The sequence below is a fragment of the Solimonas variicoloris DSM 15731 genome (assembly GCF_000382285.1).
Lineage (GTDB): Bacteria > Pseudomonadota > Gammaproteobacteria > Nevskiales > Nevskiaceae > Solimonas > Solimonas variicoloris.
Genome location: NZ_KB907945.1, coordinates 1 through 22,386, shown reverse-complemented (window position 1 = coordinate 22,386; position 22,386 = coordinate 1). Strand labels below are relative to the sequence as shown.

The following is a 22,386-nucleotide window of genomic DNA, read 5'->3' as shown; positions in this document are numbered from 1 at the left end:
GAGTGCTCCGTCGTGATTAAGCGTTTTCCTTGATGAACCAGACCCCGCCCTGCGCCGCGGCGCGGTAGGTCCAGCCCGGTTCGACCAGATAGGTCGTGGCGCGCGTGGTGACGATCGCAGGCCCTTCGATGCGCGTTCCCTCGGCGAGCGCCTTGTCGTCGTAGACCGGCGTCGCCAGCGGCCGGTCGTGGCCGACGAAATGGCAGTCGCGCTGTCCGACCGGCGCCGGCGGCGCGATGGTCTTGTCGCCGAGCTTGAGCTTGGCGAACGCGACCTTCGGCTGCTCGACGTAGGCGCAGACGCGGATCGTGTTGATGCGCACGCCGGTCTCCGGCGACTGGCTGCCCTCGCCGAAGCGCGCGCCGTAGCTCTCGTGGAACTGGTCCATCAGGGCCAGCACGTCCTTCTGCGTGTGCAGGCGGTTCAGCTCGGTGACGACGGCGGTCTGCACGCGCTGGTTGCCGTAGCGCATGTCGAGTTCGAGGCGGTAGCGGATCTGCTTTTCGTCCATGCCCTGGCGCAGCAGGTCCTCGCGGCCGCGGCGCTCCAGTTCCTCGACGTTCCGGTTGAACTTCTCGTAGTCGTTGAAGAAGCGCTTGGTGGCCGGATTGAACAGCACCGTCCAGGTGCTCATCTCGTGGATGTGCATCTGGTTGACGTTGCCGGCGCCGCAGGCCGAGAAGGTCGACGAGAACGGCGGCGCCAGGATCTTCGACACGCCGAGCGCGTTGGCGATGCCGCAGGCGTGCAGCGGGCCATTGCCGCCGTAGGCGAGGATGGTGAAATCCTTGGGCTCGTAGCCGCGCGTGCGCAGCTCGGTGGCGATGCCGTTGGCCATGCTGGCGTCGACGTTGCGCTTGATCAGCTTGGCGGTCTCGGTGACCGACAGATCGAGCTCGTCGCAGAGATGGTCCTCGACCGCCTGCCTGGCGCGCTTCGGATTGAGCGGAATGCGGCCGTTGGCGTAGTTCTTCGGATCGAGATAGCCGAGCAGGAGATCGGCGTCGGTGACCGTCGGCTTGAGGCCGCCGCGGTCGTAGCAGGCCGGGCCCGGATCGGAGCCGGCCGACTCGGGGCCGAGCTCGATCGAGCCGAACATGCGGTCGTAGCGCGCGATCGAGCCGCCGCCGGCGCCGAGCGTGACCAGATGCACCATCGGGATCGACACCAGCCAGCGGTCGATCACCGGATTGAAGTCGTAGTGCTTGACGCCGCTCTGGTCGACGATGCCGATGTCGAAGCTGGTGCCGCCCATGTCGGTGGCGACCACGTTGCCGAGTTCGGCGGCGGCGGCCAGATGTTCGCTGGCGGCGATGCCGGAGACCGGGCCGGAATGCACGGTCTGCAGCGCGTCGGTCGAGTTCAGCTGCGCCATGCCGCCCGAGTTGTGGCTGACCAGCATCGGCTTGTTGTAGCCCTGCGCGCGCAGGTTCAGCTCCAGCGTGCCGAGGCCGTGATACATGGTCTGGTGCAGGAACGCGTCCATGATCGTCGAGGTGCCGCGCGCGTACTCGCCCTTTCGGCCGGCGACCTGATGACTCAGCAGCATCGGGATCGCGCCGAGCAGATGCGCCGGATACTCCTCGAGGAAGATTTCGCGCACGCGCAGCTCGTGCGCGGGGTTCACCACGCTGTTGGTGAACAGCACGACCAGCGCTTCGGCGCCGGCGTCGACGAGTTCGCGGATGCGCAGGCGCACGTCGTCCTCGTCGAGCGTCCAGAACACCTGGCCGAGATAGTCGATGCGCTCGCGCACCTCGCGGATCATCGGAATCGGCACGATCGGCTGCGGGCGCCGGGCGTTCGGAATGTCCATCTGCTCGTGCTCGGACAGGCCCTCGCCGTAGCCGCGGGCACGCGACAGCGGGATCGTGCTCTTGAAGCCGGTGGTGACCAGCACGCCGATGCGCGGGCCCTTGCGCTCGATCAGCGCGTTGGTGCCGAGCGTCGTCGAATAGCGCACCGAGTCGACTTCCGACAGCAGCTGCGCCGGCTCGACATTGAGCTGTTTGCAGGCGTCGCCGAGCGATTCGTTGAAGCCCAGCGCCAGATTGTGATGCGTGGTCAGCGCCTTGCCTTCGATGTACTGGTTGTCCCAGACCACGAAGGTATCGGTGAAGGTGCCGCCGATGTCTACGGAAACTCTTTTCATCGCACTGTCTCTAGATTCGAAGTCCGCGGAAGTTCAAACCGCCGATGAAACGCCTGGCCGCGCGCCGGCCTAGTGCTGGTGGCCGTGGCCGCCGTGCTGGTGCATCTCGGCGTGCAGCGCGCGGCCGTGCTTGACCTTCTCCAGCGCCAGGTCCGGGGCGGGCGCCGGCTCGGTGACTTCCTCGCGGTCCTGCCATTGCAGCTTCAGCGCGTCGATGTCGAGTTCGATGTCGTGCAGCGGCGGATGGCCGGGCGGCAGGTACTCGACTTCGACCATCGTTCCGCACGACGAGCAGTAGTACTCGAGGATCCGGCACCACTGCGGGTCCGGCGAATAGGTGCGCTCGTAGAGCTTCGGATCGAGCAGCGGCTTGTGGATCTCGCGCGGATCGCGGTCATAGACCAGCAGGCCGCGCTTGTAGTTGTCGCGCGCGCTGCCGTGCGCGTGGCCGCAGCGGCGGCACTCCCACTGCTCGGTGTCGAGATTGATGCGCAGGTATTCGGTGATCAGGACTTTCATGTCGGGTTCTCGCGTTAGGCGCGGCTCAGCAGGATGTCGCCGGACTCGTTGATCTCGAAGCGCCAGCCGGCGTCGATGCGGCTGGTGAAGAAGGCGTCTTCGAGCACGCACGGCCCCTGCGCCTGCACGCCGCCGGACTGCTGTTCGGTGCGGTACAGCGGCAAGGCCTGGACCTGGCCGTCGATGCGCACGCTGCGCGTGCCGTCGGCGCTCGCCTGCTGGCGCGCCGCGCCGAACCGGCCGGCGAGCGTGGCGCGGGCAATGACGCGCGTGGCCTTGAGCAGCAGCGACGGCTTCGTGCCCTTGGGCAGCGCCGGCGGCACGTCGCCGAGCAGCGGCTGGCGCTCGTCGCCGACCTGCAGCCAGGTCTCGACGCGGCAGTCGGCGAGATCGAAGCCTTCGGCAAACATGCCGCGGCGCGCGCGTTCGAGCAGCTGCTCGCGCGCCGCCTGGATCGTCGCCGCGTCGCCGTCGGCGAGCGGCGCCTCGTATTCGTGGGCGATGTCGGAAAAGCCGATGCCGAACGCCGAGAACACTGCGGCGAGGCCCGGGATGATGACGCGGGTGATGCCGCTCGCCTCGGCGACCTGGGTCGCCAGGAACGGACCGCCGCCGCCGAACGCCGCCAGCGTGGTATCGGCAGTGATGGTCGTGAACGCCTTCAGCGCGTCGGCGACCTTCTGCACCCAGGCCTTCTCCATCGCCGCCGCCGCGGCCTCGACCGACAGGCCGAGCGGCTTGGCGATCTTCTCGGCGATCGCCGCGCGCGCGCGCTCGACGTCGATCTTCAGCTCGCCGCCGAAGTAGCTCGCCGGATCGAGCAGGCCCTGCACGAGAAAGGCGTCGGTGATCGTCGCTTCGGTGCCGCCGAGGCCGAAGCAGGCCGGCCCCGGCGCGCCGCCGACGCTCTCCGGACCGACTTTGATGCGGCCATCGACGACCGACAGGATCGACGAGCCGCCGACGCCGGCGCTGACCACGTTGCACAGTGCCAGCGAGGTCGCCACGCCCTCGATCTTGCCGCGCCGGTCGGTGCGTACGGCGCCGCCCTCGACGAGGCTGATGTCGGTGGTCGTGCCGCCGATGTCCATGCCGAGCAGGCGCTCGAAGCCGTAGTGCGCGGCCAGCGCCTTGGCACCCTCGGCGCCGCCGCGCGGGCCGGACGAGTAGGTCTTGATCGCGGCCGTGCGCGAGATGCGCGCCGAGTCGCCGTCGTTGCGGAAGATCAGCAGCGGATTCTTGGTCTTGTACTCGCGCAGGCGATGCTCCGAGCTGTACAGGAAGCGCTCCATCGCCGGATGCAGGAAGGCGTTGAACAGCGCCGTCCAGACGCGGCGCGCGTCGTCTTCGTCCTGCACGACTTCGTGCGAGTACAGCAGCGGGATCGCGCCGAGCAGGTGCGGCGGGAATTTCTTCAGCAGGATCTTCTTCAGCCGCGTCTCGCCAGCGTCGCGCTGCGCACCGCCGACACCGACGACGATGCGGTTGGCGCCGGCCGAGGCGAGCCGGTTGATCGCCTGCGTCGCGGCGATCTCGAGCGCCGCGTCGTCGGCCGACAGGTCGAGCATTTCGACGCGCGGGCCGACCAGGCCGGCGAACACGTCGCGCTGCTGCGCATCGCCCTGCAGCGCCGCCGCGTCGAGTCCGGACAGCAGCAGGCCGAGACGCTGACCCTTGCGCTCGACCAGCGCGTTGGTGCCCTGCGTCGTCGAATAGCGGATGTGCGCGGTCGACAGCAGCAGCTTGAGCAGGTCTTCCTCGCCGTAGATCACGCGCGAGACCTTGCGCAGACCCTCGAACAGGCACTTCGACAGGTCATACGGCGTGGTCAGCGTCTTGGTGCGCCAGACCTGGCTGCCGTCGATCACGCAGATGTCGGTCAGCGTGCCGCCGTTGTCGATGTTGATCAGCTTGCCAGCGGTAGCCGGCGCCGCCGCGGTCCGCGCATCGGACCGCTCCTTGAGTACAGCATTCATGCCGCGACCTCCGTGGCAGAAAGAAAAGAGGACGGAGGCAGGGCATGGCCCGTAGCGATGACTGGCATGGCGGTCTCCTCCGCGCAAGGGTCGGGCTCTTCGCGAGCCTCGTTCTGGTGAAGAACACTAAGCGCGTCGCTGCGCTTCACCGCTACCCGCTCGGGTAGTTTTTGAATTCCGACGACACCAACGCCGTCCGATCGCGCGACTTCGCTTCCATCCGCACGCACCGCCGGCACGCGTCCGGCCGCGACGTGACCTCGATTCGCGTTCTCTTCCGCGCCAAGGCGCAGCAGGGCCGGTCGTCCGGAGACGCCAGCCTTGCCGCGCCAGGCAGGGTCGGAACCTGACGGCTCAGCCGAGCCGCATCAGCGCGGCATTGGTCAGGTAGCGTTCGTAGATCGCCGCATCGTTGACGGTGGTCACGTGGCCACCGGCGATGCTGCGCACCTGTTCGAGGCGCGTCATGCGTCCGCTCTGGATGTCGTAGGCGTGCACGTGTGCCCACGACCAGTACGGATGCGCGCCGTCCTTGAACGACTTGCCGCCGTCCTCGTAGAGCGCGTAGGCGCCGTCGAAGGAACGGTACGGCTGGCCGCGGCGGTCGTACGAGACCATCGCGATCGGCAGCTGCGTGCGCGCGTCGAACCACACGCGTTTCTTGCTGACCGGCGCGCGCGGGAAACCGATCGGCTCGGCTTCGACGATGATCGCCTCCGGCACCAGCTCGACGGTGGTGTCCCAGAAGGTCTTGCCCTTGGGCCCGCCGTGCGTGCGGTGCTCCCAGTTCGGATGCGCCGCGTTCCAGCCGCCGGACACCGCGGCCAGCGCCGGACCACGGCCGACGACGCGGTAATTGCCCCAGGTATGCAGCGGATCGCCGGCCGCCCAGGCGTCCGACAGATACAGCGTCGAGCCCGGCACCAGCGGCTCGAAGCGCTGGTCGGTCGGAAACTGGCGGATGCGCTTGAACGCCGGCAGGTAGCCGTACAGCTCGGGAAACGCGTGCTGGTCGTAGGCCCAGACGTTCAGATAGGCGGTGCCCTTGACGCTGTCCGGGCCGACGAAGAACACCGTCTGGTAGCGCAGCTTGTCCTCGCGGCCCGGCCAGTAAGGCCTCGGCTCCAGACGCACGCGCGCGACCGGCGACAGCTCGGCCCAGCCGGCCTGGTACTCGAAGGCGATCTCGCCCTGCGGATCGAGGTCGTACTCCTTCATGCCGTAGAGCACGGCGTCGTGGCGGCCCCAGCTCAGCGTCAATCCGGCCATCAGCTCCAGCGCGTCGGTGCTGCCCGGGAACGGATGGCCGCCGATCCACGGCCGGCCGTCGGCGGCGACGACATTGCCGTGCGCGTCGAAGCGCGCCTGGCCGCGGTTCCTCAGCGTCGCCTCCAGATATTCCCATGGCGACAGCCGCATGATCTCGGTCGTCGTCGGCGCCACGCGCAGGCGGCGGCCGAGCGTGGCGATCTGCACGTACTTGATCGGCTCGAGCAGGTCCTTGACGAGTTCGACGTTGGCCGCCGTGATCTCGTCGCCGGCCTTGATGCGGCCCTTGCTGTACGCCTCGATCGACAGCAGTTCGTCCGGGTAGGCCTTGCTGACCTCGCCGGTCTGCGCGACCGCGTCCCACAGCGGCATCAGCACGCCGGCCGCGGCGGCGCCCGACAGCGCGAGGAAATGGCGGCGGCTGTAGCCGGGCCCGTAGCGGCGCAGGTGCATGCGTGGCTGCTCCAAAAAAATACGGCGATCGACCGCTGCCGATCGATCGCCGGAGCCCCAGACCTGCGGGGCATGGGGAGGTCTTTGCAGGGCCTAGAACTGATACCCGACGCGCAGCGTGAACTCGTCCGCGAAGTCGGCCGTCGACAGCGCGTTGTTGTTCGGATTGCCGCCGAGATGGCCGTTGATGTAGCTGTAGAAGGCGTCGACGGTGATCGAGCCGCGCGGCTTCCACTTGATCCCCGGTTGCACGAGGATGCCGCCGCGCGGGTCGTACAGCGTCGCCAGCGAGACGCGGTAGATGTCCTGCGGGAACGGCTGCTGCAGCGCGAACACGACGTAGTTGGCGCCGCCGCTGATGCCGCCGGCCGGGGCGTTGACGTTGCCGCCGTAGCCCTTCAGCGCGCGCCCGAACAGATCGTCCTTGGTGCGATGCATGTACTGCAGCACCATGTAGGTCGCCGGGAAGGCCTGCGTGAAGCGATGGTACTTCTCGAGCACCAGCGCGCCGATCGCGCTGTCCTCGCGCAGGTAGTCGCGCGACAGCGACGGCGCCGTGTAGACGCGGTTCGGCGTGTACGAGGCTTCGAGGTTGATGATCAGCTGGTCGAGGAACGAGCCCGGCGTGCCTTCGGTGACGTAGCTGACGCCGGCGCCGAACACGTTCTCGGCGAAGTACTCGCGGGCGATGTGTCCGCGCAGCGCGCCGCCGGCCGCCATGAAGAAGGTGTTCAGCTCGTTGTACGCGGCCTGCGTGTCCGCCGCCGGCGCCGCCAGCAGCCGGCTCGTCGCCGGCGCGAACTCGGTGATCGCGGCGTTGAGGCCGTCGACCGCGTCGAGTCGCGCCATGCCGGCGTAGTGGAACCACTCGTTCGCCGAATAGACGCCGCCCGGTGACGCTTCGAATGGCGTCTGCGCGAGCAGCTCGCCGGTCGACGGCCCGGTGACGCCGTTGTTGAGCAGGTTCTCGGTGATGCCGAGGATGTTGTTGTTCGGCAGATCGCGATCGACGTTCGACGCCGTCCAGCGGAACACGCCGTCCGGGTTGTAGCGACGCACCGCCATCGCCTGGAAGCCCCACTGGCCGTAGTTGCCCTTCAGGCGCAGGCCATAGCTGATCTTGTCGTCGTAGCCGCCCTTGGCGTACAGATCGTGCACCGTGAACTGCGTCGGGATGACGTTGTACGGCGTGTTCGGGTTGCCGTAGATCGACGGCTGGAACTTCTGCACGTAGGCGTCGGCGATCCACTCGTCGCTGATCTGGTAGCCGACGCGCAGGCCCAGCGACGGCACGCGCTTGTCGGAGAATTCCTCCTGCGCGTTGTCGAGCACCGAGTGGCGGCGCAGATCGAGCCCGTCGACGACGTCGAGCACGCGGAAGAAGATCGCCTGGCCCCAGGCGATCTGCTGGTTGCCGAGGCGCAGGTTCAGCGGCCCGCGGTTGTATTCGAAGAACAGCGCCGGGAAGTAGACCTGGTAGTTCTTGCCGTCCCACTCCAGCGGGTTCGGCGTCGAATCGCCCTCGACGCGGTATTCGTAGAAGTTCGGCTGGTGGTGGTACAGCGCCGGATCGCCGCCGACGATGCCCATCCCGTCGGCACCGACCAGATGCTCGGCGTTGATGTCGTCGTAGACGCCGGGGTCGTACATGGCGCGCACGCGCGCGACCAGGCTCAGGTCCGAGCTGAAGCGGATGCCGGCTTCGAGCTCGCCGCGCAGCACCATCATGTTGAAGGTGTTGTCGGTGCTGTGCACCGGACGCGCGACCTGATCGGCGATCGGCAGCTGACCGTTGACCACCGGCACCGCGCCGAGCAGATCGCCGAGCAGCGTGCCGGGCTGGGTGACGCTGCCCAGGCCGATGGCGTTGAGCGCGCCGGACAGCACCGGCACCGACAGCACCGGCCCGTAGGCGGTGAACGGATCGCCGGCCTGACGCGCGACGGTGACGCCGTTGTAGACGTTGCCGCCCTGGTTGAACGGGTTCTCGTCGCCGGTGGCGACCGCGATCTCGGGGCGGATGAAGCCGCCGAGGCTGAAGTCCATGCCGCTGAACAGCGACGAGAAGAAGCCGGTGTCACCGCCTTCCCCTTCGTCCTGCGCCGACGCCACGCCGGCCTGCACCAGTCCGCTGCCGAGCAGCGCAACGGCTGCCCATCTCGTCTTTCGATTCACGTCTGATCCCCTCGCTTTCAGACCGCTCTTTCGTTCCCGGGCGCCGGCCGCTATTCGCCGATGCGCACGATCCGTCCCGCCTGACCGACGACCAGCGCCGGCCCTCCCGCCACGTGCGTGACACCCTGGTTCCAGTAAGCCGCGACTTCCGGCGCGTCGACGTGCTGCCAGCTGGCGCCGTCGTCGTGGCTCTGCAGCTGCTCGCGGATCGCGGTGATGACGACGCGCCCGCCGGGCACCGAGTCGACCCCGAGCAGAATCGCCCGCGTGCCGGCGTCGAGCGCCTGCCAGCTGGCGCCGCCGTCGGTCGTCTTCAGCACCGTGCCGCTCTGGCCGACCGCGTAGCCGACACCGTCGCCGCGCAGGGCCATCGAGAACAGCGAGGCGTCGCCCTTGTGCAGCAGCTGCCAGTCGCCGCCGCTGTTGGCGGAGCGCAGGATCAGCCCGAACTCGCCAGCCAGCGTGATCACGCCGCGGTCGTCGATCTGCACGTCGTAGACGTGCGGCTCCTCGCCGTTCTCGTTGTACGAAGCCCAGGTCGGCGCGATGGCACGCCAGTGCGCGCCGGCGTCGTCGGACTTCAGTACCGTGCCGAACGCGCCGACCGCGACCGCCTCGCCGCGCGCGTTCAGCGACACCCCGAACAGACGCGCCTCGGTGCCGGCATCGGCCTTGCGCCACTGGCCCTGCGCGTCGCGCAGCAGCACGGTGCCCTGCTGGCCGACGGCAAGCGCCCGCCCGCCGCGCAGCGCGACGCCGAGCAGCGCCTCGCTGCCCGGCGCGGCAGCGGCCTTCCAGGTCTTGCCGCCGTCAGCGGATTGCTGGATCTCGCCGGCGGCGCCGACCGCGAGGCCCTCGTTGCCGTCGACGGCGATCGCGAACAGCGCCTGATGCACGGTGCCGCTCTGCACCACCTGCACGCTGCTCGCCGCCGCAGCCGCGAATGCCGGCGGCACCAGCAGCAGGCCCAGCGCCACGCCCAAGGTTCTGGCGTTCATCGTCAGGCCGAGCCGAGGCGCGCGATCGCCTGGTTGGTGAGGTACTTGTTGTAGACGTCGTCGTTGCCGACCGAGTAGCCGCTCTTGTAGCCGCCGGTCACTTCCTTGGCCTGCACGAAGCGCGTCATGCGGTTGGCCTGGATGTCGTGGCTGAGCACCGCGACCCACGACCAGGCCGGATTGGCACCGTCCTTGACCGTCACCTTGTCGTTCGAGTACTGCGCGTAGCAAGGCTCGAACGACTTCCAGATTTCGCCGCGACGGTCGTAGGTCACGTACGCGACGTACATGCCGTTGCGCACGTCGATCCAGATCCGCTTCTTGCCGACCGGCGCGCGCGGATAGCCGGTGGGCTCGGCCTCGAGCACGATGCATTCCGGCACCAGTTCCATCCACACGTCGTGGAAGGTCTGGTTCTTCGGGCCGCCGTGCACCGGACGCTCGTAGTTCGGGTGGTAGCCGCCCATGAAGTTGCGCGAACCGATCGCGCCGAGCATCGGCTGGCGGCCGATGATCTTGTAGTTGCCCCAGGTCAGCATCGGGTCGCCGGCCGCCCAGGCGTCCGACAGGAAGAAGGTGATGCCCGGCACCAGCGGCTCGAAGCGCTGGTTGGTCGGGAACTGGCGCACGCGCTTGAACGCCGGCAGGTAGCCGTAGAGATCCGGGAACTTGCGCTGGTCGTAGTACCAGGTGTTCAGATACGAGCTGCCGGCGGTGTCCTGCGGCGAGGTGAACCACACCGACTGGTAGCGCAGGATGTCCTTCTTGCCGTTCCAGACCTTGCCGTCGACGCGCGCGGTGTTGTTGAGCTCGGCCCAGACGAAGTCGTACTGGTAGGCCTGCGTGCCGTCCGGAGCGATGTCCCAGTCGCGCACCGCGTACATCGAGTAGTCGTGACGGCCCCACGACAGCGTCAGGTTGGCCGCCGCCTCGACGCCGTCCTTCGGCTCGACGAAGGGATTGCCACCGATCCACGGCTCGCCATTGTCGGTGAAGACGTTGCCGGCGCTGTCGAGCTTGGCGCGGCCCTTGTTCTTCAGCGTCGCCTGCAGGTAGTCGGCCGGGAACAGCTTGGTCACGTCCTTGGTCGAGTCGACGATGTTGATCCGGCGCCCCATCGTCTTGACCTGCTGGTAGGCGATCGGATCGAGAAGGTCCTTGACCGCCTCGACGTTGTTGGCGGTGATGACGTCACCCGGCTTGATCTTGCCCTTGGTGTAGGCCTCGATCGACAGCAGCTCGTCCGGATACGCCTTCGAGCTGTCCGCCGCGTTGCCGATCAGCGGCCACAGCGGCGCCAGCACACCGGCGGCGGCGACGCCCTTGAGCGTCTTCTCGAGCAGCATGCGCCGGCCGTAATCGAAGTCGTACTTCTTGATCCACATGGTTCTTTCTCCTCGCTCTACTGGCGGCGCCGCGGCGCCTGGGTCGTCGTACGGTGGGTGTTGTCGGAAAGGGCGCGGCTCAGGCCGGCGCCGACTGCATCGGCTTGCTGCCGAGGTCCTCGGCGACGATCGCCGACAGATCGACGCTCTCGCCGACCAGCAGGTCCTTGCGGCCGACGAACGAAGGCTTGAGCAGCCACACGATCAGCGGCAGCACGACCAGCGCGAGGATCATGTTGATGAGCATGATCAGCGTCAGCAGCAGGCCCATGTCCGCCATGAATTTGAGGTCGGACAGGAAGTACCAGGGCAGGATGCCGATCATCATGATCGAGGCGGTGAACATGATCGCCTTGCCGGTCGTCGTCAGAGCCGCGGTCAGCGTGCGGCCCCAGTCGTGATCCTGGCCGTGGTATTCCTCGCAGATGCGCGACAGCAGGTAGATGCCGTAGTCGATGCCGACGCCGATGCCGATCGCCGCGACCAGCATCGAGTTGACGTCGAGGCCGATGCCCATCAGATGCATCGTCGACAGCAGCACGACGTTCGACAGATTGACCGGCATCAGCAGGATCAGGCCGGCGACCAGCGAGCGGTAGGCCAGCGAGCAGCCGATCAGGATCACCAGGTTGAGGCAGCCGATGATCAGCCAGTGATAGCGGTCGACGACGTTGTTGACCGCCTGCTGCAGCGCGATCGTGCCGGTGCCGAGGCGGATCAGGAACGCCTTGTGGTCGGCTCCGACCTTGTCGATCGCGCGGCGCGCTTCGGCGAGCGCGGCGTCGACCGTCTCCTGCCTGTTGTCCTTGAACCACAGCGACACGGTGCCGTTCTGCTGCTCGAAGTCGATGACGTTGGAGAACGCCTTCGGGCTGCTGCCGACCATCACCGCGCCGGCGGCGGCGTTGACGGCGGCGTCGGTCGGATCGAGCGGCGCCCACTTCGGGTTGCCGCCGGAGAACAGGCGGTTGGCTTCCATCAGATAGTCGCCGAACGACAGCGTCGCGCGCGGCGGCTGCGGCGAGCGCTCGATCTCGGCCTGCAGGGCCTGCATCGTCAGCACCGTGTCGGCCTGGCGCGTGACGCGGCTCGGATTCTTCTGGTCCTTGGCCTCGAACACGATCTCCAGCGTGTTGACGCCGGGGAAGTTGCGGTTGATCTGCGCGACGCCCTCGTTGTACTCAGACTCCGGCCACAGCAGATTGCTGCCCTCGACCGGGTTGCCGATCTTGATCTGCAGCGCGGTGTAGATCGCGGCGACGGCGCCGACCGCGACGATCACCGTCGTCACGCGCGCCGGGCGGCCGTAGGTGGTCGCGGCGATGCCGCGCAGCAGCTGCGAGAACTTGCGGTGCACGCCGCCGCCGCTGGCGCCGACCAGCTTGTCGATGTTCTTCGGCGGCGGCAGCACCGACAGCAGCAGCGAGATCAGGAAAGTGCCGGTCGGGATCAGCCAGATCGCCCAGAAGCCGCAGAACAGCGCGAAGCGCTCCATCGCCGGGATCGGCGCGATGGCGATCAGGAAGATGCCGACGATGTCGGTGAAGATGCCGAGCACGCTCGGCACCATCATCACGCCCATGGTGATCTCGGCGGCCTTCTCGCGATCGCGCAGATGCGCGTAGATCTCGTAGTAGCGCTCGGTGAACTGCACGCAGTGCGAGAACGAGCGCGCGATCAGGAGCAGCGGCACGATCATCAGCAGCGGCTCGATCGGCGACTTCAGCCAGCCGACGAAGCCGAAACCCCAGATCGCGGCGACCGCGCTGGTGACGATCGGCGTGACGACGCCGACCACGTTGCGCATGTACAGCGCCAGCGTGATGACCAGCGCGGCGAGCGTCACCGCGAAGATCACGAACATCTGGCTTTCGTAGCGGTAGACCCAGCCGGTCAGCGCCGGCTGGCCGGCGAGGTGCACGTCGTGATGCTCGTCGCGCGCCTGCTCGACGAGGTTCTGCATGTAGTTGAAGGCCTCGCCGTAGTCGAGCAGGCGCTCGATGAAGGTGGCGTTGATCAGCGTCGCCGAGCCGTCGCCGGAGATCAGGAAGTTGCGCGCGCCCGGTGCCTTGTCGACGCGGGCCCGGAACTCGGCGATCTCCTCGGACGTGGTCGGCGCGTGGTCTTCCATCAGCGGCCGCACGTCGATGCCGTAGGGCGTGGCCTCGGCGTAGCGCGCCTTCTCGGTCGCGATCGACAGGATCTGGTCATGGTCGACGCCGGGCGCGAGATCGACGTCGCGCGTCAGCTTCCAGACCTTGGCCAGCGTCTCGGGATTGTAGATGTCACCATCCTTGCGCTGGATCATCAGCGTGAAGGTCAGCGGATTGCCGAAGTTCGGATGATCCTTGTAGACCTGCACGAACGGATCGTCCTTCGGCAGCAGGTCGGAGAAGATCGTCTTGAGTTCGACGTTGCGCAGTCCGACCGCGAAAAATGCCGTGACGAGCGCGAACAGCAGCGTCGTGAAACCGCGGTGACGCATCACCAGGGCGGCGAGCCTGAAGCGAAAGCTTTCCATGTCGTTTCCGGATAGGCCGGCGGCTGCCGGCGTGACCTGCCCCGAGGGCAGAACGGCGGGATCAGCAGCGCGGCGAGCGGGTCATGGCGAACGACAGGTCCACCACGCGGACGGGGGCAGGCAACATGGCTCTCTCCTCACTCGATGGCAGGGATCGGTCCGCGTCGCGGATGCCGTCGCTGCCTGTATTGATGGGAGCAGAAACTAAGTTCGGCCCCGCCCTGCCGCACTACACGAACAGGTAGTTTTCGCGCAGCCGCCTACCCGCGCCGCTCATGCTGGGCTGCAACATGACCTGCTGCATGCAGGTGAGGCGGCGCCCGTCCGGATCAACCATCGTCGCCTCGCGGCAGCGGGCCGCGCACCGAAACAGGAGGGCCCCGTGCGTCCGAAAACGGCGGCATTCGCGCTGATCTTCGTCGCCTACCTGACCGCGACCGGCGCCGCGCTCGCGCTGCTGGCCGGCGCGCCGGCGACGGCGCCGTGGGACGCGCTGCTCGCCGATCTCGCCGCCACCGTCGTCGTCTTCGCGTTCAGCCGCCGCTATCGCAACTCCAGCTTCTACGATCCGTACTGGAGCGTGATACCGCCGCTGCTGGCGCTGTGGTGGTTCGCGCACCGCGCCGACGGTGTCGATCTGTCGCGCGCCGCGATCGTCGTCGCGCTGGTCTGGCTGTGGGGCATCCGCCTGACCGCGAACTGGGCGCGCCACTGGGGCGGGCTCGCGCACGAGGACTGGCGCTATCCGCTGGTGCGTGCGCGGGCCGGACGCCACGCGCGGCTCGCCGACTTCCTCGGCATCCACCTGATGCCGACGCTGCAAGTGTTCGTCGCCAGCCTGCCGATCTACGCGGTGATGACGCGGGGCACGGCGCCGCTCGGCGCGCTCGACCTGCTCGCTGCCGTCGTCACGCTCGGCGCGATCCTGATCGAGACCGTCGCCGATCTGCAGCTGCACGCGTACCTCGCGCGCAAGCCGCGCGGCGGCTTCATCGCCCACGGCCTCTGGGCCTGGTCGCGACACCCGAACTACCTCGGCGAAGTGTCGTTCTGGTGGGGACTGCTGCTGTTCGGCCTCGCCGCGGCGCCGTCGGCCTGGTGGTGGCTGCCGTGGGGCGCGCTGGCGATGACGGCGATGTTCGTGTTCGTCAGCATCCCGCTCATGGACCGGCGCAACCTCGAGCGGCGCCCGGCCTACGCCGAGCACATGCGCCGCGTGCCCGCGCTGCTGCCGCGGCCGCCGCGCCGTTCGCCGTCCGCTTGAGTCATCCCGCAAACGGATCATGATTGCGTCGGCCTGCGGTGCACTAATGCACGCAGCCGCTGCCGGTCGCCACGGAGACCTCGCATGCCCCGCATTGCCGTCGCCGACGATCTCGGCTCCTGGTTGTCGCTGCGCCCCGAACTCGGCGCCGGCCTTGCCGCGCTCAGCGAGGCGGTCTACAGCCAGAGCCGGCTGACGCCGCGCATTCACGAACTCGCGCGCATGCGCATCGCGCTCGCCAACGAGTGCGAGGTCTGCCGGCGCGCACGCTACGCGCCGGGCTCGGATACCGGCCTCGACGCCGCGTTCTACGAGCACGTCGCCGACTGGCGCCGCTGGCCCGGCTACAGCGTGCGCGAGAAGCTCGCCGCCGAATACGCCGCGGGCCTCGCGCACGACCACCTGCGCCTGCGCGACGACGCCGATTTCTGGCAGCGCCTGCACCGGCACTACAGCGACGGCGAGATCGCCGATCTGGCGATCTGCTGCGCGCTGTGGCTCGGCGCCGGCCGCACGATGCGCGTGCTCGATCTGGGCCAGAGCTGCACGCTGACGCTGGAGCGCGGCGCGATGGCGGTGGTTTAAGCTGCGCGCCCGCCCGCCGCCCCGCATGGCCCAGACCGCCACGCTGTACCACTTCACGATCCAGCTCGCCGACGTCGATCGCGGCGTCTACGCGGACTTCGAGCTGCGCGTCGCCCGCCAGCCGTCGGAAACCGCCGAGTTCATGCTCGCGCGCGTACTCGCCTACTGTCTCGAATACCAGGACGGCATCGCGCTGACCGAGGGCGTCGCCGCGGTCGACGAGCCGGCGCTGCTGGTGCGCGATCTCACCGGCCGCGTGACGGCCTGGATCGAGATCGGCGCGCCCGACGCCGAGCGCCTGCACCGCGGCAGCAAGCTCGCCGGCCGCGCGGCGGTCTACACACACCGCGATCCGGGGCCAGTGCTCGCCCAGCTCGTCGGCCGCAAGATCCACCGCGGCGACGAGATCCCGGTCTACGAACTCGGCCGCGCCTTCGTCGCCGACGCCGCCGCCCGCCTCGAACGACGCAGCCGTCTCGCCGTCTCGGTCACCGAGCGCCAGCTCTACCTTGACGTCGACGGCCAGCCGCTGACGACGACGCTGGTCGAGCACCGCCTCGGCTGAGCGCCGCCATCACGAAAACGGCGGTCCGAGCCTGAAGCTCGCAATGCGCCCGACCTTTTTCAGCTCAGCCTGCACCTGAGGCCTGGACAGGACTTCGCGCCGGCGACGGCTGCGCTCCGCTTGGCGCGGCGTGCTCGGCACCTCGGCGTACTCCTGAATCTCGGTCAGCACCGCGCCCCGCAGCGACTCGCTGCGGAGCCGTTCCAGGATGAGATCGGCGGCCTCATCCAGCCTCTCCGCCGACAGCAGGGCGTCCTGATAGGTCGAGGGCGCGTCGCTGCGATGCTCCCGCATGAAATCGAGATGGCGCTGCACCTCCGGCGCGTCATTGCGCTCAACCGCAGCCATCAGCCGGACCAGCTCCAGCTGCATGCGCCCGTAAGGGCTCATGTCGCCCAGATCGGCCACCGCCGACAACGCCTCATCTGGATGGTCCAGCTCGGCCAGCAACAGGCCCAGATTGAGCGCCTGACTGACATTCATATCCCCGTTCTCCGGGCGCAGCGCCGCCTTCCGCTGCTGGGCAACCGCTTCATCCCATCGCCCCAGTCTCTGCAGCGCACGCGACCGGTTGTCCAGTATCCAGATGTAATCTGACTTGAAATCCCGATAGATCGGCGGACCCTTGCCGTCGCGAACCCGATCGACGACTTCGTCCGCCAGGGCGAGCGCCCGCTCGGCTTGCAGCGTGTCGAGCAACAGATACTGCAGCTCGATGATCGACCTGAGCTGTTGCGCATCATCGGCTGCGCGGCGCTCTGCGGCCTGCAGCTCGGCCATCGCCACCTTCTCGACGTCGAAGGCAATGCCGCCCCGCCGCACGATCGGATCGAAACGCTTGTCGACGCTCATGGCCAGAACAGCACGCGCCGAATCGATGCGGCTTGCCACAAGTGCAGCCTGCTTCACTTCGCCGCGGCGAACCAGTTCATCTGCGAGATTCGACCACAGATAGTTCGGCTGTCCTCCATCCACCGTCCAGCCGGCGGCAAAAAGCGCAGACAGCATCTCGAAGCGGAAATCCGCTTTTTCCGCATCTCCTTGCAGCGCCGAAGCGATCATGAAGATCGCCTGATTGTTGATCTCGTCCAAGGTCTGCGGCCAGCGGGTCGCGATCGTGGCCACGCAGTACGCCGCGTCGCCGTAGTCTCGAGTCACGAAGGCTCCGGAGAACCGTCCGTGCCAATCGCCGCCCTCGGCGTAAGGATAGGAGCTGGAACGCCTGAACAGCGCGTAGGCGCGCTTGGGCCCGCGCTTATCCAGTGAAATCCTGGCCGCCAATGAAAGCGCCGTGTATTGCTCGATGTCCTCGAGCTCGACGAAACCGGGCGAACGAATCGCGAGATCCAACGCGGACGCCGCCCCTTCCAAATCCTGATTACGCGCACGCGCGTAGGCCTGCCCGATGTACTCCCGCGTGGACTCGACACTGTCATTCGCGGGCGTCGCCAGTTCCTGCGTAACCGCTGCCTGCACGGGAAAAACCGTGCAGAGCGCAAGCGTGAGCGCCAAGGTAAAACGGCGAATGCCATCCATCATGGTTCCCCCCGATTCATTGCCGGACATGATGACCCGCTTCGGCTGATGGCGTCGCGAAGCCGGGCACGTTTTCACCCGCTCGATCCTGACCAGGCTGCGCGAAACGGGCTCCAGATCGGGTCCAGGACATCCTGCTGCCCCCGAACGCCAGGCGACCGCGCACCGCGCCGCACCTGACGCTGGCCCCCGACGCACGCTGTCGCACCCGAGTCATGCCGCGGCGGTTACACTCGCCGCCGGATACACAGGCCGGGAAGACCACGATGGGCAAGCGTTGGACTGCGGCGCTGGCGCTGGCGGCCGCGCTCGGCGCCGGATACTGGTGGCTGGCGCTCGATGGCCGCCTGCCGGACGCGGCGCATTACGACTTCGATCTCGCCGAAGTCCGCCGGCTGGCGGATTCGCTGCCGGGCGACAAGCCGGCGGCGGTGCAGGTCGAGAAGGTCGCGGCGTTCTCGTTCCCGGAAGCGATGGTGATGGCCGGCGGCGCCTGGCGCGGGCTGGAGATCCCGGTCTACGCCTACCGGCTGGTCTACGCCGAGCGCACGGTGATGATCGACAGCGCACTCGACCGCAGCCTCGCCAAGCCGGCATTCATGGTGCCGTTCTTCGACGACGCGGCCTACGCGCGCGTCGAAAAGGCGCTCGAACAGGCCGCGCTGATCGTCGTCACGCACGAGCACATGGATCACCTCGGCGGCCTGGCGCGCCATCCGCAGCTCGCCGCGCTGCTGCCGGCGACGCGGCTGACCGCGGCACAGCTCGCCGAGCCCAAGTATGCGAAGGCCGCCGGCCTGCCAGACGGCGCGCTGGCCGGCTACGCGCCGTTGCGCTACGAGCGCTACGCGGCGCTCGCGCCCGGCGTCGTGCTCGTCGCCGCGCCCGGCCACACGCCGGGCAGCCAGATGGTCTATGTGCGCCGCGCCGACGGCCGCGAGCTGCTGTTCATCGGCGACGTCGCCTGGCAGATGCGCAACATCGAGGCGCAGCGCGAACGGCCGCGCTGGGTCACCGGCGGACTGATCGACGAAGATCGCATCGAGGTGGCCGGCGAACTCAAGGCGCTCGATGCGCTGCGCCGCGCGGCGCCCGAGCTGCACCTCGTTCCCGGCCACGACGGCGAGGCGGTTTCCGCGCTGATCGCCGCCGGCCTGCTGCAACCCGGCTTTCAGGAGTGAAGCGATGACCCGCAATGTGCTCATCACCGGCGGCAACAGCGGCATCGGCTACGAACTGGCGCTGGCGCTCGCCGCACGCGGCGACCGCGTGGTGATCGCCTCGCGCGATCAGGCGCGCTCGCAGCAGGCAGTCGACGAAATTCGCGCGCGCCACGCCGACGCGCAGATCGAGGCGCTGCCGCTCGATCTCGGCGACGCCGCCGACATCGACCGCTTCGCCGCCGAGCTGCTCGCACGCATGCCGACGCTCGACGTGCTGGCGCTCAACGCCGGTCTCTACACGCTCAAGCTGCGGCGCCTGCCGAGCGGCTACGAGGCGATGATCGGCGTCATGCACTTCGGCCATTTCCGCCTGACGATGCGGCTGCTCGAAGCGCTTCAGCGCGCCGAGCAGGGCCGCATCGTCGTCACCAGCTCGCTGATGCACCGCTTCGGCCGCATCGACGAGGCCAGCTTCACCGACCCTTCGCGGCACCGCACCGGCATCAGCGCGTACGCGCAGGCCAAGCTCGCCAACCTGCTGTTCACGCGCGAACTGGCGCGACGCCTCGCCGGCACGCCGGTCACCGTCAACGCTTTCCATCCGGGCGCGGTCGCGACCGGCATCTACCGCGAGCTGCCGCTGCAGACGCTGATCACCGCGCTGATGCTGACGCCGGCACAGGGCGCCGATACCGCGGTGTGGCTGGCGACCGCGCCGGAGCTGCGCCACGTCAGCGGCGAATACTTCGTCAAGCGCAAGCTGCAGCGCGGCAGCGCCGCGAGCCGCAATGTCGCGCTCGCCGGCCGGCTCTGGGCGCTCAGTGAGGCGACGCTGTCAGGTTGAGGGAAGGTCGGGAAACTCCGTCATCGCGAGGCCGCGCAGCGGCCGTGGCGATCCGGATACGCCGCTTGTTGCATAGAGTGCTGCTGGATGGCTTTGTCGCCTGAGCCTCCTCGGAAACCTCTGAACAGATCCGTCATCGCGAGGCCGCACAGCGACCGCGGCGATCCGGATACGCCGCTTGTTGCACAGGGCGCCACTGGATGGCTTCGTCGTCTGCGGCTCCCCGCCATGACGATGAATGCGCTTTTTCGGAGGTTCCTGAGCCGCTACGCCGGCACCGCGGCGATCAGCTCGCGCGCCAGCGTGCTGAGGTCGGCGAGGCTGCCGACCACGGCGTCCGGCACGTGCGGGTGGCGGATCGTGCCGGGAAAGATCCGGTCGATCCACGCGCGATCCCAGGCCGCACCGTTGTAGAACACAGCCGTCACGCCGGCCTGCTTGGCGGCGATCACGTCAGTGGTGCTGTCGCCGACGTACCAGCAGCCCAGGCCGGGCGCCACGCCGAGTTCATCGAGCGCCTTGAGCACCAGATCCGGATGCGGCTTGCGGCGGCTGACGTCGTCGCCGCAGACCATGGTGTCGAACAACTCGTGCCAGCCTTCGGCGTCGACCGTGTAGATCTCGTGCGCCATGAAATGCCGCGCGCGGTTCGACAGCACGCCGAGACGCAGGCCGAGCCCGCGCAGCTCCAGCAGCCGCGCACGCGCGTCGGCTTCCAGCGGCCGCACCGCGCCGAAGTGCCGCGCGTAGCTCCGGTCGAACTCGCGATGCGCGATCGCCTTGGCCTCCTGATCGGAGCCGAACAGCACCTCGAACACATCGGTACGCGAGATGCGCCGCTCGGCCTTGATCTTCGGATGCAGGCGCGCGTGCTCGCGCACGTACTTGACGAGCTTGGCATCCTCCAGCGTCTTCGACCGACCCGGCGGGACCAGACGCTCGATCAGCCCCAGCGGTCCGAGCCGCGGCAGCACATCGTCAAGCGCGTAGTACATCGCGTCCATCGTGTCGACCAGCGTGGCGTGCCAGTCGAACAGGATCACGCGCGGGCGCGCGCGCGGAATCTGCAGGATGCTCATGGCGATCCGTTCTCGTCTCCTCGCCCGCAGGCTCCGCCACCCGAGCCGGCGGCGTCAAGGCGTGGATTCCTTCAGCGGCACGCCGCTGCGGCCCACCCGCCGCGGCCGCGTGCCCTGACTAGCCGTCAGGGCGCGCGGCGCGAACGACACCCCGATCGCCGTCGCCGACAGCCTGAGGGCTTCACCGTAGCGATCACCGCCGTCCGCCCGATACGGCGGGGGCGATACGGCGGGGGCGGCCATGCGCCGTGCACCTAATCCGCGATTCGACGCCGGCGCTCACACAAAGCTCCCGACACGCGCGAATGCCGCTTGCCGCTGAACACAATGCAGCGTTTAATTCAGCGACAAGAGGTTTCTTCGGTGCGCAGGCTGTAATGCAGCGTGCGCATCCTGCTTCGGAAGCTATCCACCAGACGAGGAAAAGCTGAAGTGCCATCGCGTCCGCCATCGTTTCCGCCCCAAAAAACGCGAACGCCGTGTAATCAAAGCCTTGCGAGCATGCGCGGCGAGTTATACGGACGACATCACGGATTAGGCGGACAGCCTCGTCCGCCTAATTGGCGTTGGGCGTCATGAAACTGCTAGTCCGGATTCTAGGCGCGGCCAGTGTCGTTACCCTCGCGGCTCTGATCTTGCTGCGGGTGGCATCCCCGAATTTGGTGGTGGGCACAGTGCCTGGGTTCGCCCTAACGGGCGCGTGGGCGCTCCTCCTTTGTTTCGCCGCCGCCCTTCAGGGCAATGCGCCGATTGGTTTCGGCGCCTGGAGAGCGATCATCCCCATCAGCGCAATTCTGTTGGGTATGGTCACGACGGTGATCCTGGACCTTCGCTTCTTTGCCCTGCCGAGTGACACTGGCCTTGCTGTATGTCTTTGTGCCTTTCTTTTATTCGCTGGCGGCGCTGTTGGCGTCGGGTGGCTGCGCCTCTTTACGGTTGGTGGGGATGCACACAACAAGGAAGGAACAGCGCACCCCATCCTATGGGCGCTCTTCGTGGCGGTTGTTGCCCTTCTTTTCATCGCTCAGAAACTAAAATGACGCCCAACATGGCACTCCAGCCGACAGCAAGCCTTCGGCTCGCTGCGGCTGAGTTTGAGCGTTGGGCCTAAAGGAAAAGCATGGAACCCGTCGTGCTCAAAATCACCGATTGGAACCCGGCGCTGGCTTGGTCATCCGACGTTGCGCATACAAAGAGCATGCTGGTTGGCCTCATTCGCCAGTCAACTGCTTTGAGCCACACTGAGGCCAAGCGGCTCATCAAAGCTGTGTTCGCCCGGCAGGCGTCTGAGCTGGTTTTGGCCAACGGGCAGTTCTACAACGCTATTCGTAGTGCGCTGCAATCGGAGGGCGCAAAAGTTGAGACGCAGTTGGCCCAACAAGGCATTCAACCCGACGGCCCCGCCTCCGGCGGGTCCGCGGGTTAATTTTGGCGTTGATATGACTTCCGCCGTCAAGAACGAGAGATGAAGTTTTCGCTGTTTTCAGTTCATCTCGGTTTACGAATCCTCTGAAGGCGGCGCAGCCAGCACGCTCGACGGTTGCTCACGCTGATATTCGCGGGTTGGATACCGCAGTGCTGTGATCCGTCCATGCGCCTGCCGCGGTCTAGGCTCGCGAGTCGGCGATGCTCTGCCGTCGCCTAACGCCGACGCGGATTGCGCATATTCACCGGGCTGCGCCGCCGTCAGAAGACTCGCCCTCCTGGGTTTGGGTGGATGGGAAGTGCGAGGTGCCGCTACGCCGTTGCCGATGCGATCCGTGCAAGGTCCCAGACGAAGCCGGCCAGTTCTCGTGCCACGGCGGTGACGACGACGTTGGGGTGCTTGCCCTGCCGGCTGAGTTTCTGGAAACGTCGGCACAGCCGCAGCTGCGCATCCCAGGCGCGGTCGATGACGGGCTT

At 67.7% G+C, this 22,386-nt stretch carries 18 protein-coding genes and 1 pseudogene; 7 read left to right on the top strand and 12 right to left on the bottom strand.

Features of this window, described 5'->3' with window-relative positions:
• Positions 1–16: 16 nt before the first annotated feature.
• The 8 genes from H149_RS0116705 to H149_RS0116670 all read right to left on the bottom strand — a co-directional run bounded on the left by H149_RS0116705 (position 17) and on the right by H149_RS0116670 (position 13,448).
• Positions 17–2,152 carry a hydantoinase/oxoprolinase family protein gene (locus tag H149_RS0116705; protein ID WP_020650918.1) on the bottom strand — a complete coding sequence of 712 codons (2,136 nt, stop codon included), beginning with the start codon at positions 2,150–2,152 and terminating at the stop codon, positions 17–19.
• Between the two features lie 69 nt (positions 2,153–2,221).
• On the bottom strand, positions 2,222–2,671 hold the full coding sequence (locus H149_RS21455) for an acetone carboxylase subunit gamma (protein WP_020650917.1): 450 nt from the start codon (positions 2,669–2,671) through the stop codon (positions 2,222–2,224).
• Positions 2,672–2,685: 14 nt separating this feature from the next.
• On the bottom strand, positions 2,686–4,647 hold the full coding sequence (locus tag H149_RS0116695; protein WP_020650916.1) for a hydantoinase/oxoprolinase family protein: 1,962 nt from the start codon (positions 4,645–4,647) through the stop codon (positions 2,686–2,688).
• A gap of 354 nt (positions 4,648–5,001) precedes the next feature.
• Positions 5,002–6,369, bottom strand: a complete 1,368-nt coding sequence (locus H149_RS0116690) for a DUF1329 domain-containing protein (protein ID WP_020650915.1) — start codon at positions 6,367–6,369, stop codon at positions 5,002–5,004.
• A gap of 93 nt (positions 6,370–6,462) precedes the next feature.
• A complete protein-coding gene (locus tag H149_RS0116685) occupies positions 6,463–8,544 on the bottom strand; it encodes a DUF1302 family protein (protein WP_154654891.1) in 2,082 nt (693 codons plus the stop codon).
• Positions 8,545–8,594: 50 nt separating this feature from the next.
• The gene (locus H149_RS21450; RefSeq protein WP_020650913.1) at positions 8,595–9,542 is read right to left on the bottom strand and encodes a WD40/YVTN/BNR-like repeat-containing protein; all 948 of its coding nucleotides are present in this window, start codon (positions 9,540–9,542) and stop codon (positions 8,595–8,597) included.
• 2 nt (positions 9,543–9,544) lie between these two features.
• Positions 9,545–10,927 (bottom strand): DUF1329 domain-containing protein, encoded by a 1,383-nt coding sequence (locus tag H149_RS0116675; protein ID WP_020650912.1) that lies wholly within the window; start codon positions 10,925–10,927, stop codon positions 9,545–9,547.
• Positions 10,928–11,006: 79 nt separating this feature from the next.
• The gene (locus tag H149_RS0116670) at positions 11,007–13,448 is read right to left on the bottom strand and encodes an efflux RND transporter permease subunit (RefSeq protein ID WP_020650911.1); all 2,442 of its coding nucleotides are present in this window, start codon (positions 13,446–13,448) and stop codon (positions 11,007–11,009) included.
• 382 nt (positions 13,449–13,830) lie between these two features.
• Here H149_RS0116670 and H149_RS0116660 point away from each other — a divergent pair, with 382 nt between their 5' ends.
• The 3 genes from H149_RS0116660 (at position 13,831) to H149_RS0116650 (ending at position 15,862) form a co-directional block, all read left to right on the top strand.
• Positions 13,831–14,712, top strand: coding sequence for a DUF1295 domain-containing protein (locus tag H149_RS0116660; protein WP_020650909.1), 882 nt, complete (start codon positions 13,831–13,833; stop codon positions 14,710–14,712).
• Between the two features lie 84 nt (positions 14,713–14,796).
• Positions 14,797–15,297: a carboxymuconolactone decarboxylase family protein gene (locus tag H149_RS0116655; RefSeq protein WP_020650908.1), complete on the top strand. Its 501-nt coding sequence runs from the start codon at positions 14,797–14,799 to the stop codon at positions 15,295–15,297.
• A 25-nt stretch (positions 15,298–15,322) separates the two neighbouring features.
• The gene (locus H149_RS0116650) at positions 15,323–15,862 is read left to right on the top strand and encodes a YaeQ family protein (protein WP_020650907.1); all 540 of its coding nucleotides are present in this window, start codon (positions 15,323–15,325) and stop codon (positions 15,860–15,862) included.
• 9 nt (positions 15,863–15,871) lie between these two features.
• On the opposite strand, the gene H149_RS0116645 is transcribed toward H149_RS0116650, so the two are convergent.
• Positions 15,872–17,428, bottom strand: coding sequence for a hypothetical protein (locus H149_RS0116645; protein WP_154654890.1), 1,557 nt, complete (start codon positions 17,426–17,428; stop codon positions 15,872–15,874).
• A 236-nt stretch (positions 17,429–17,664) separates the two neighbouring features.
• Here H149_RS0116645 and H149_RS0116640 point away from each other — a divergent pair, with 236 nt between their 5' ends.
• Both H149_RS0116640 and H149_RS0116635 read left to right on the top strand, forming a co-directional pair.
• Positions 17,665–18,579, top strand: a complete 915-nt coding sequence (locus tag H149_RS0116640; protein ID WP_020650905.1) for an MBL fold metallo-hydrolase — start codon at positions 17,665–17,667, stop codon at positions 18,577–18,579.
• Between the two features lie 4 nt (positions 18,580–18,583).
• The gene (locus H149_RS0116635) at positions 18,584–19,405 is read left to right on the top strand and encodes an SDR family oxidoreductase (RefSeq protein ID WP_020650904.1); all 822 of its coding nucleotides are present in this window, start codon (positions 18,584–18,586) and stop codon (positions 19,403–19,405) included.
• 266 nt (positions 19,406–19,671) lie between these two features.
• Here the strand turns inward: H149_RS0116635 and H149_RS0116630 are convergent, their stop codons facing one another.
• Together H149_RS0116630 and H149_RS23425 are read right to left on the bottom strand one after the other, a co-directional pair.
• Positions 19,672–20,484, bottom strand: a complete 813-nt coding sequence (locus tag H149_RS0116630; protein ID WP_020650903.1) for an HAD family hydrolase — start codon at positions 20,482–20,484, stop codon at positions 19,672–19,674.
• Between the two features lie 54 nt (positions 20,485–20,538).
• The gene (locus tag H149_RS23425; RefSeq protein WP_154654889.1) at positions 20,539–20,727 is read right to left on the bottom strand and encodes a hypothetical protein; all 189 of its coding nucleotides are present in this window, start codon (positions 20,725–20,727) and stop codon (positions 20,539–20,541) included.
• A 332-nt stretch (positions 20,728–21,059) separates the two neighbouring features.
• On the opposite strand from H149_RS23425, the gene H149_RS0116625 reads away from it, so the two are divergent.
• Together H149_RS0116625 and H149_RS0116620 are read left to right on the top strand one after the other, a co-directional pair.
• Positions 21,060–21,524: a hypothetical protein gene (locus tag H149_RS0116625; protein ID WP_026353251.1), complete on the top strand. Its 465-nt coding sequence runs from the start codon at positions 21,060–21,062 to the stop codon at positions 21,522–21,524.
• 80 nt (positions 21,525–21,604) lie between these two features.
• Positions 21,605–21,910: a hypothetical protein gene (locus H149_RS0116620; RefSeq protein WP_020650901.1), complete on the top strand. Its 306-nt coding sequence runs from the start codon at positions 21,605–21,607 to the stop codon at positions 21,908–21,910.
• Positions 21,911–22,221: 311 nt separating this feature from the next.
• On the opposite strand, the pseudogene H149_RS24130 reads toward H149_RS0116620, so the two are convergent.
• Positions 22,222–22,386: pseudogene (locus H149_RS24130) on the bottom strand (IS110 family transposase); the annotation flags it as partial.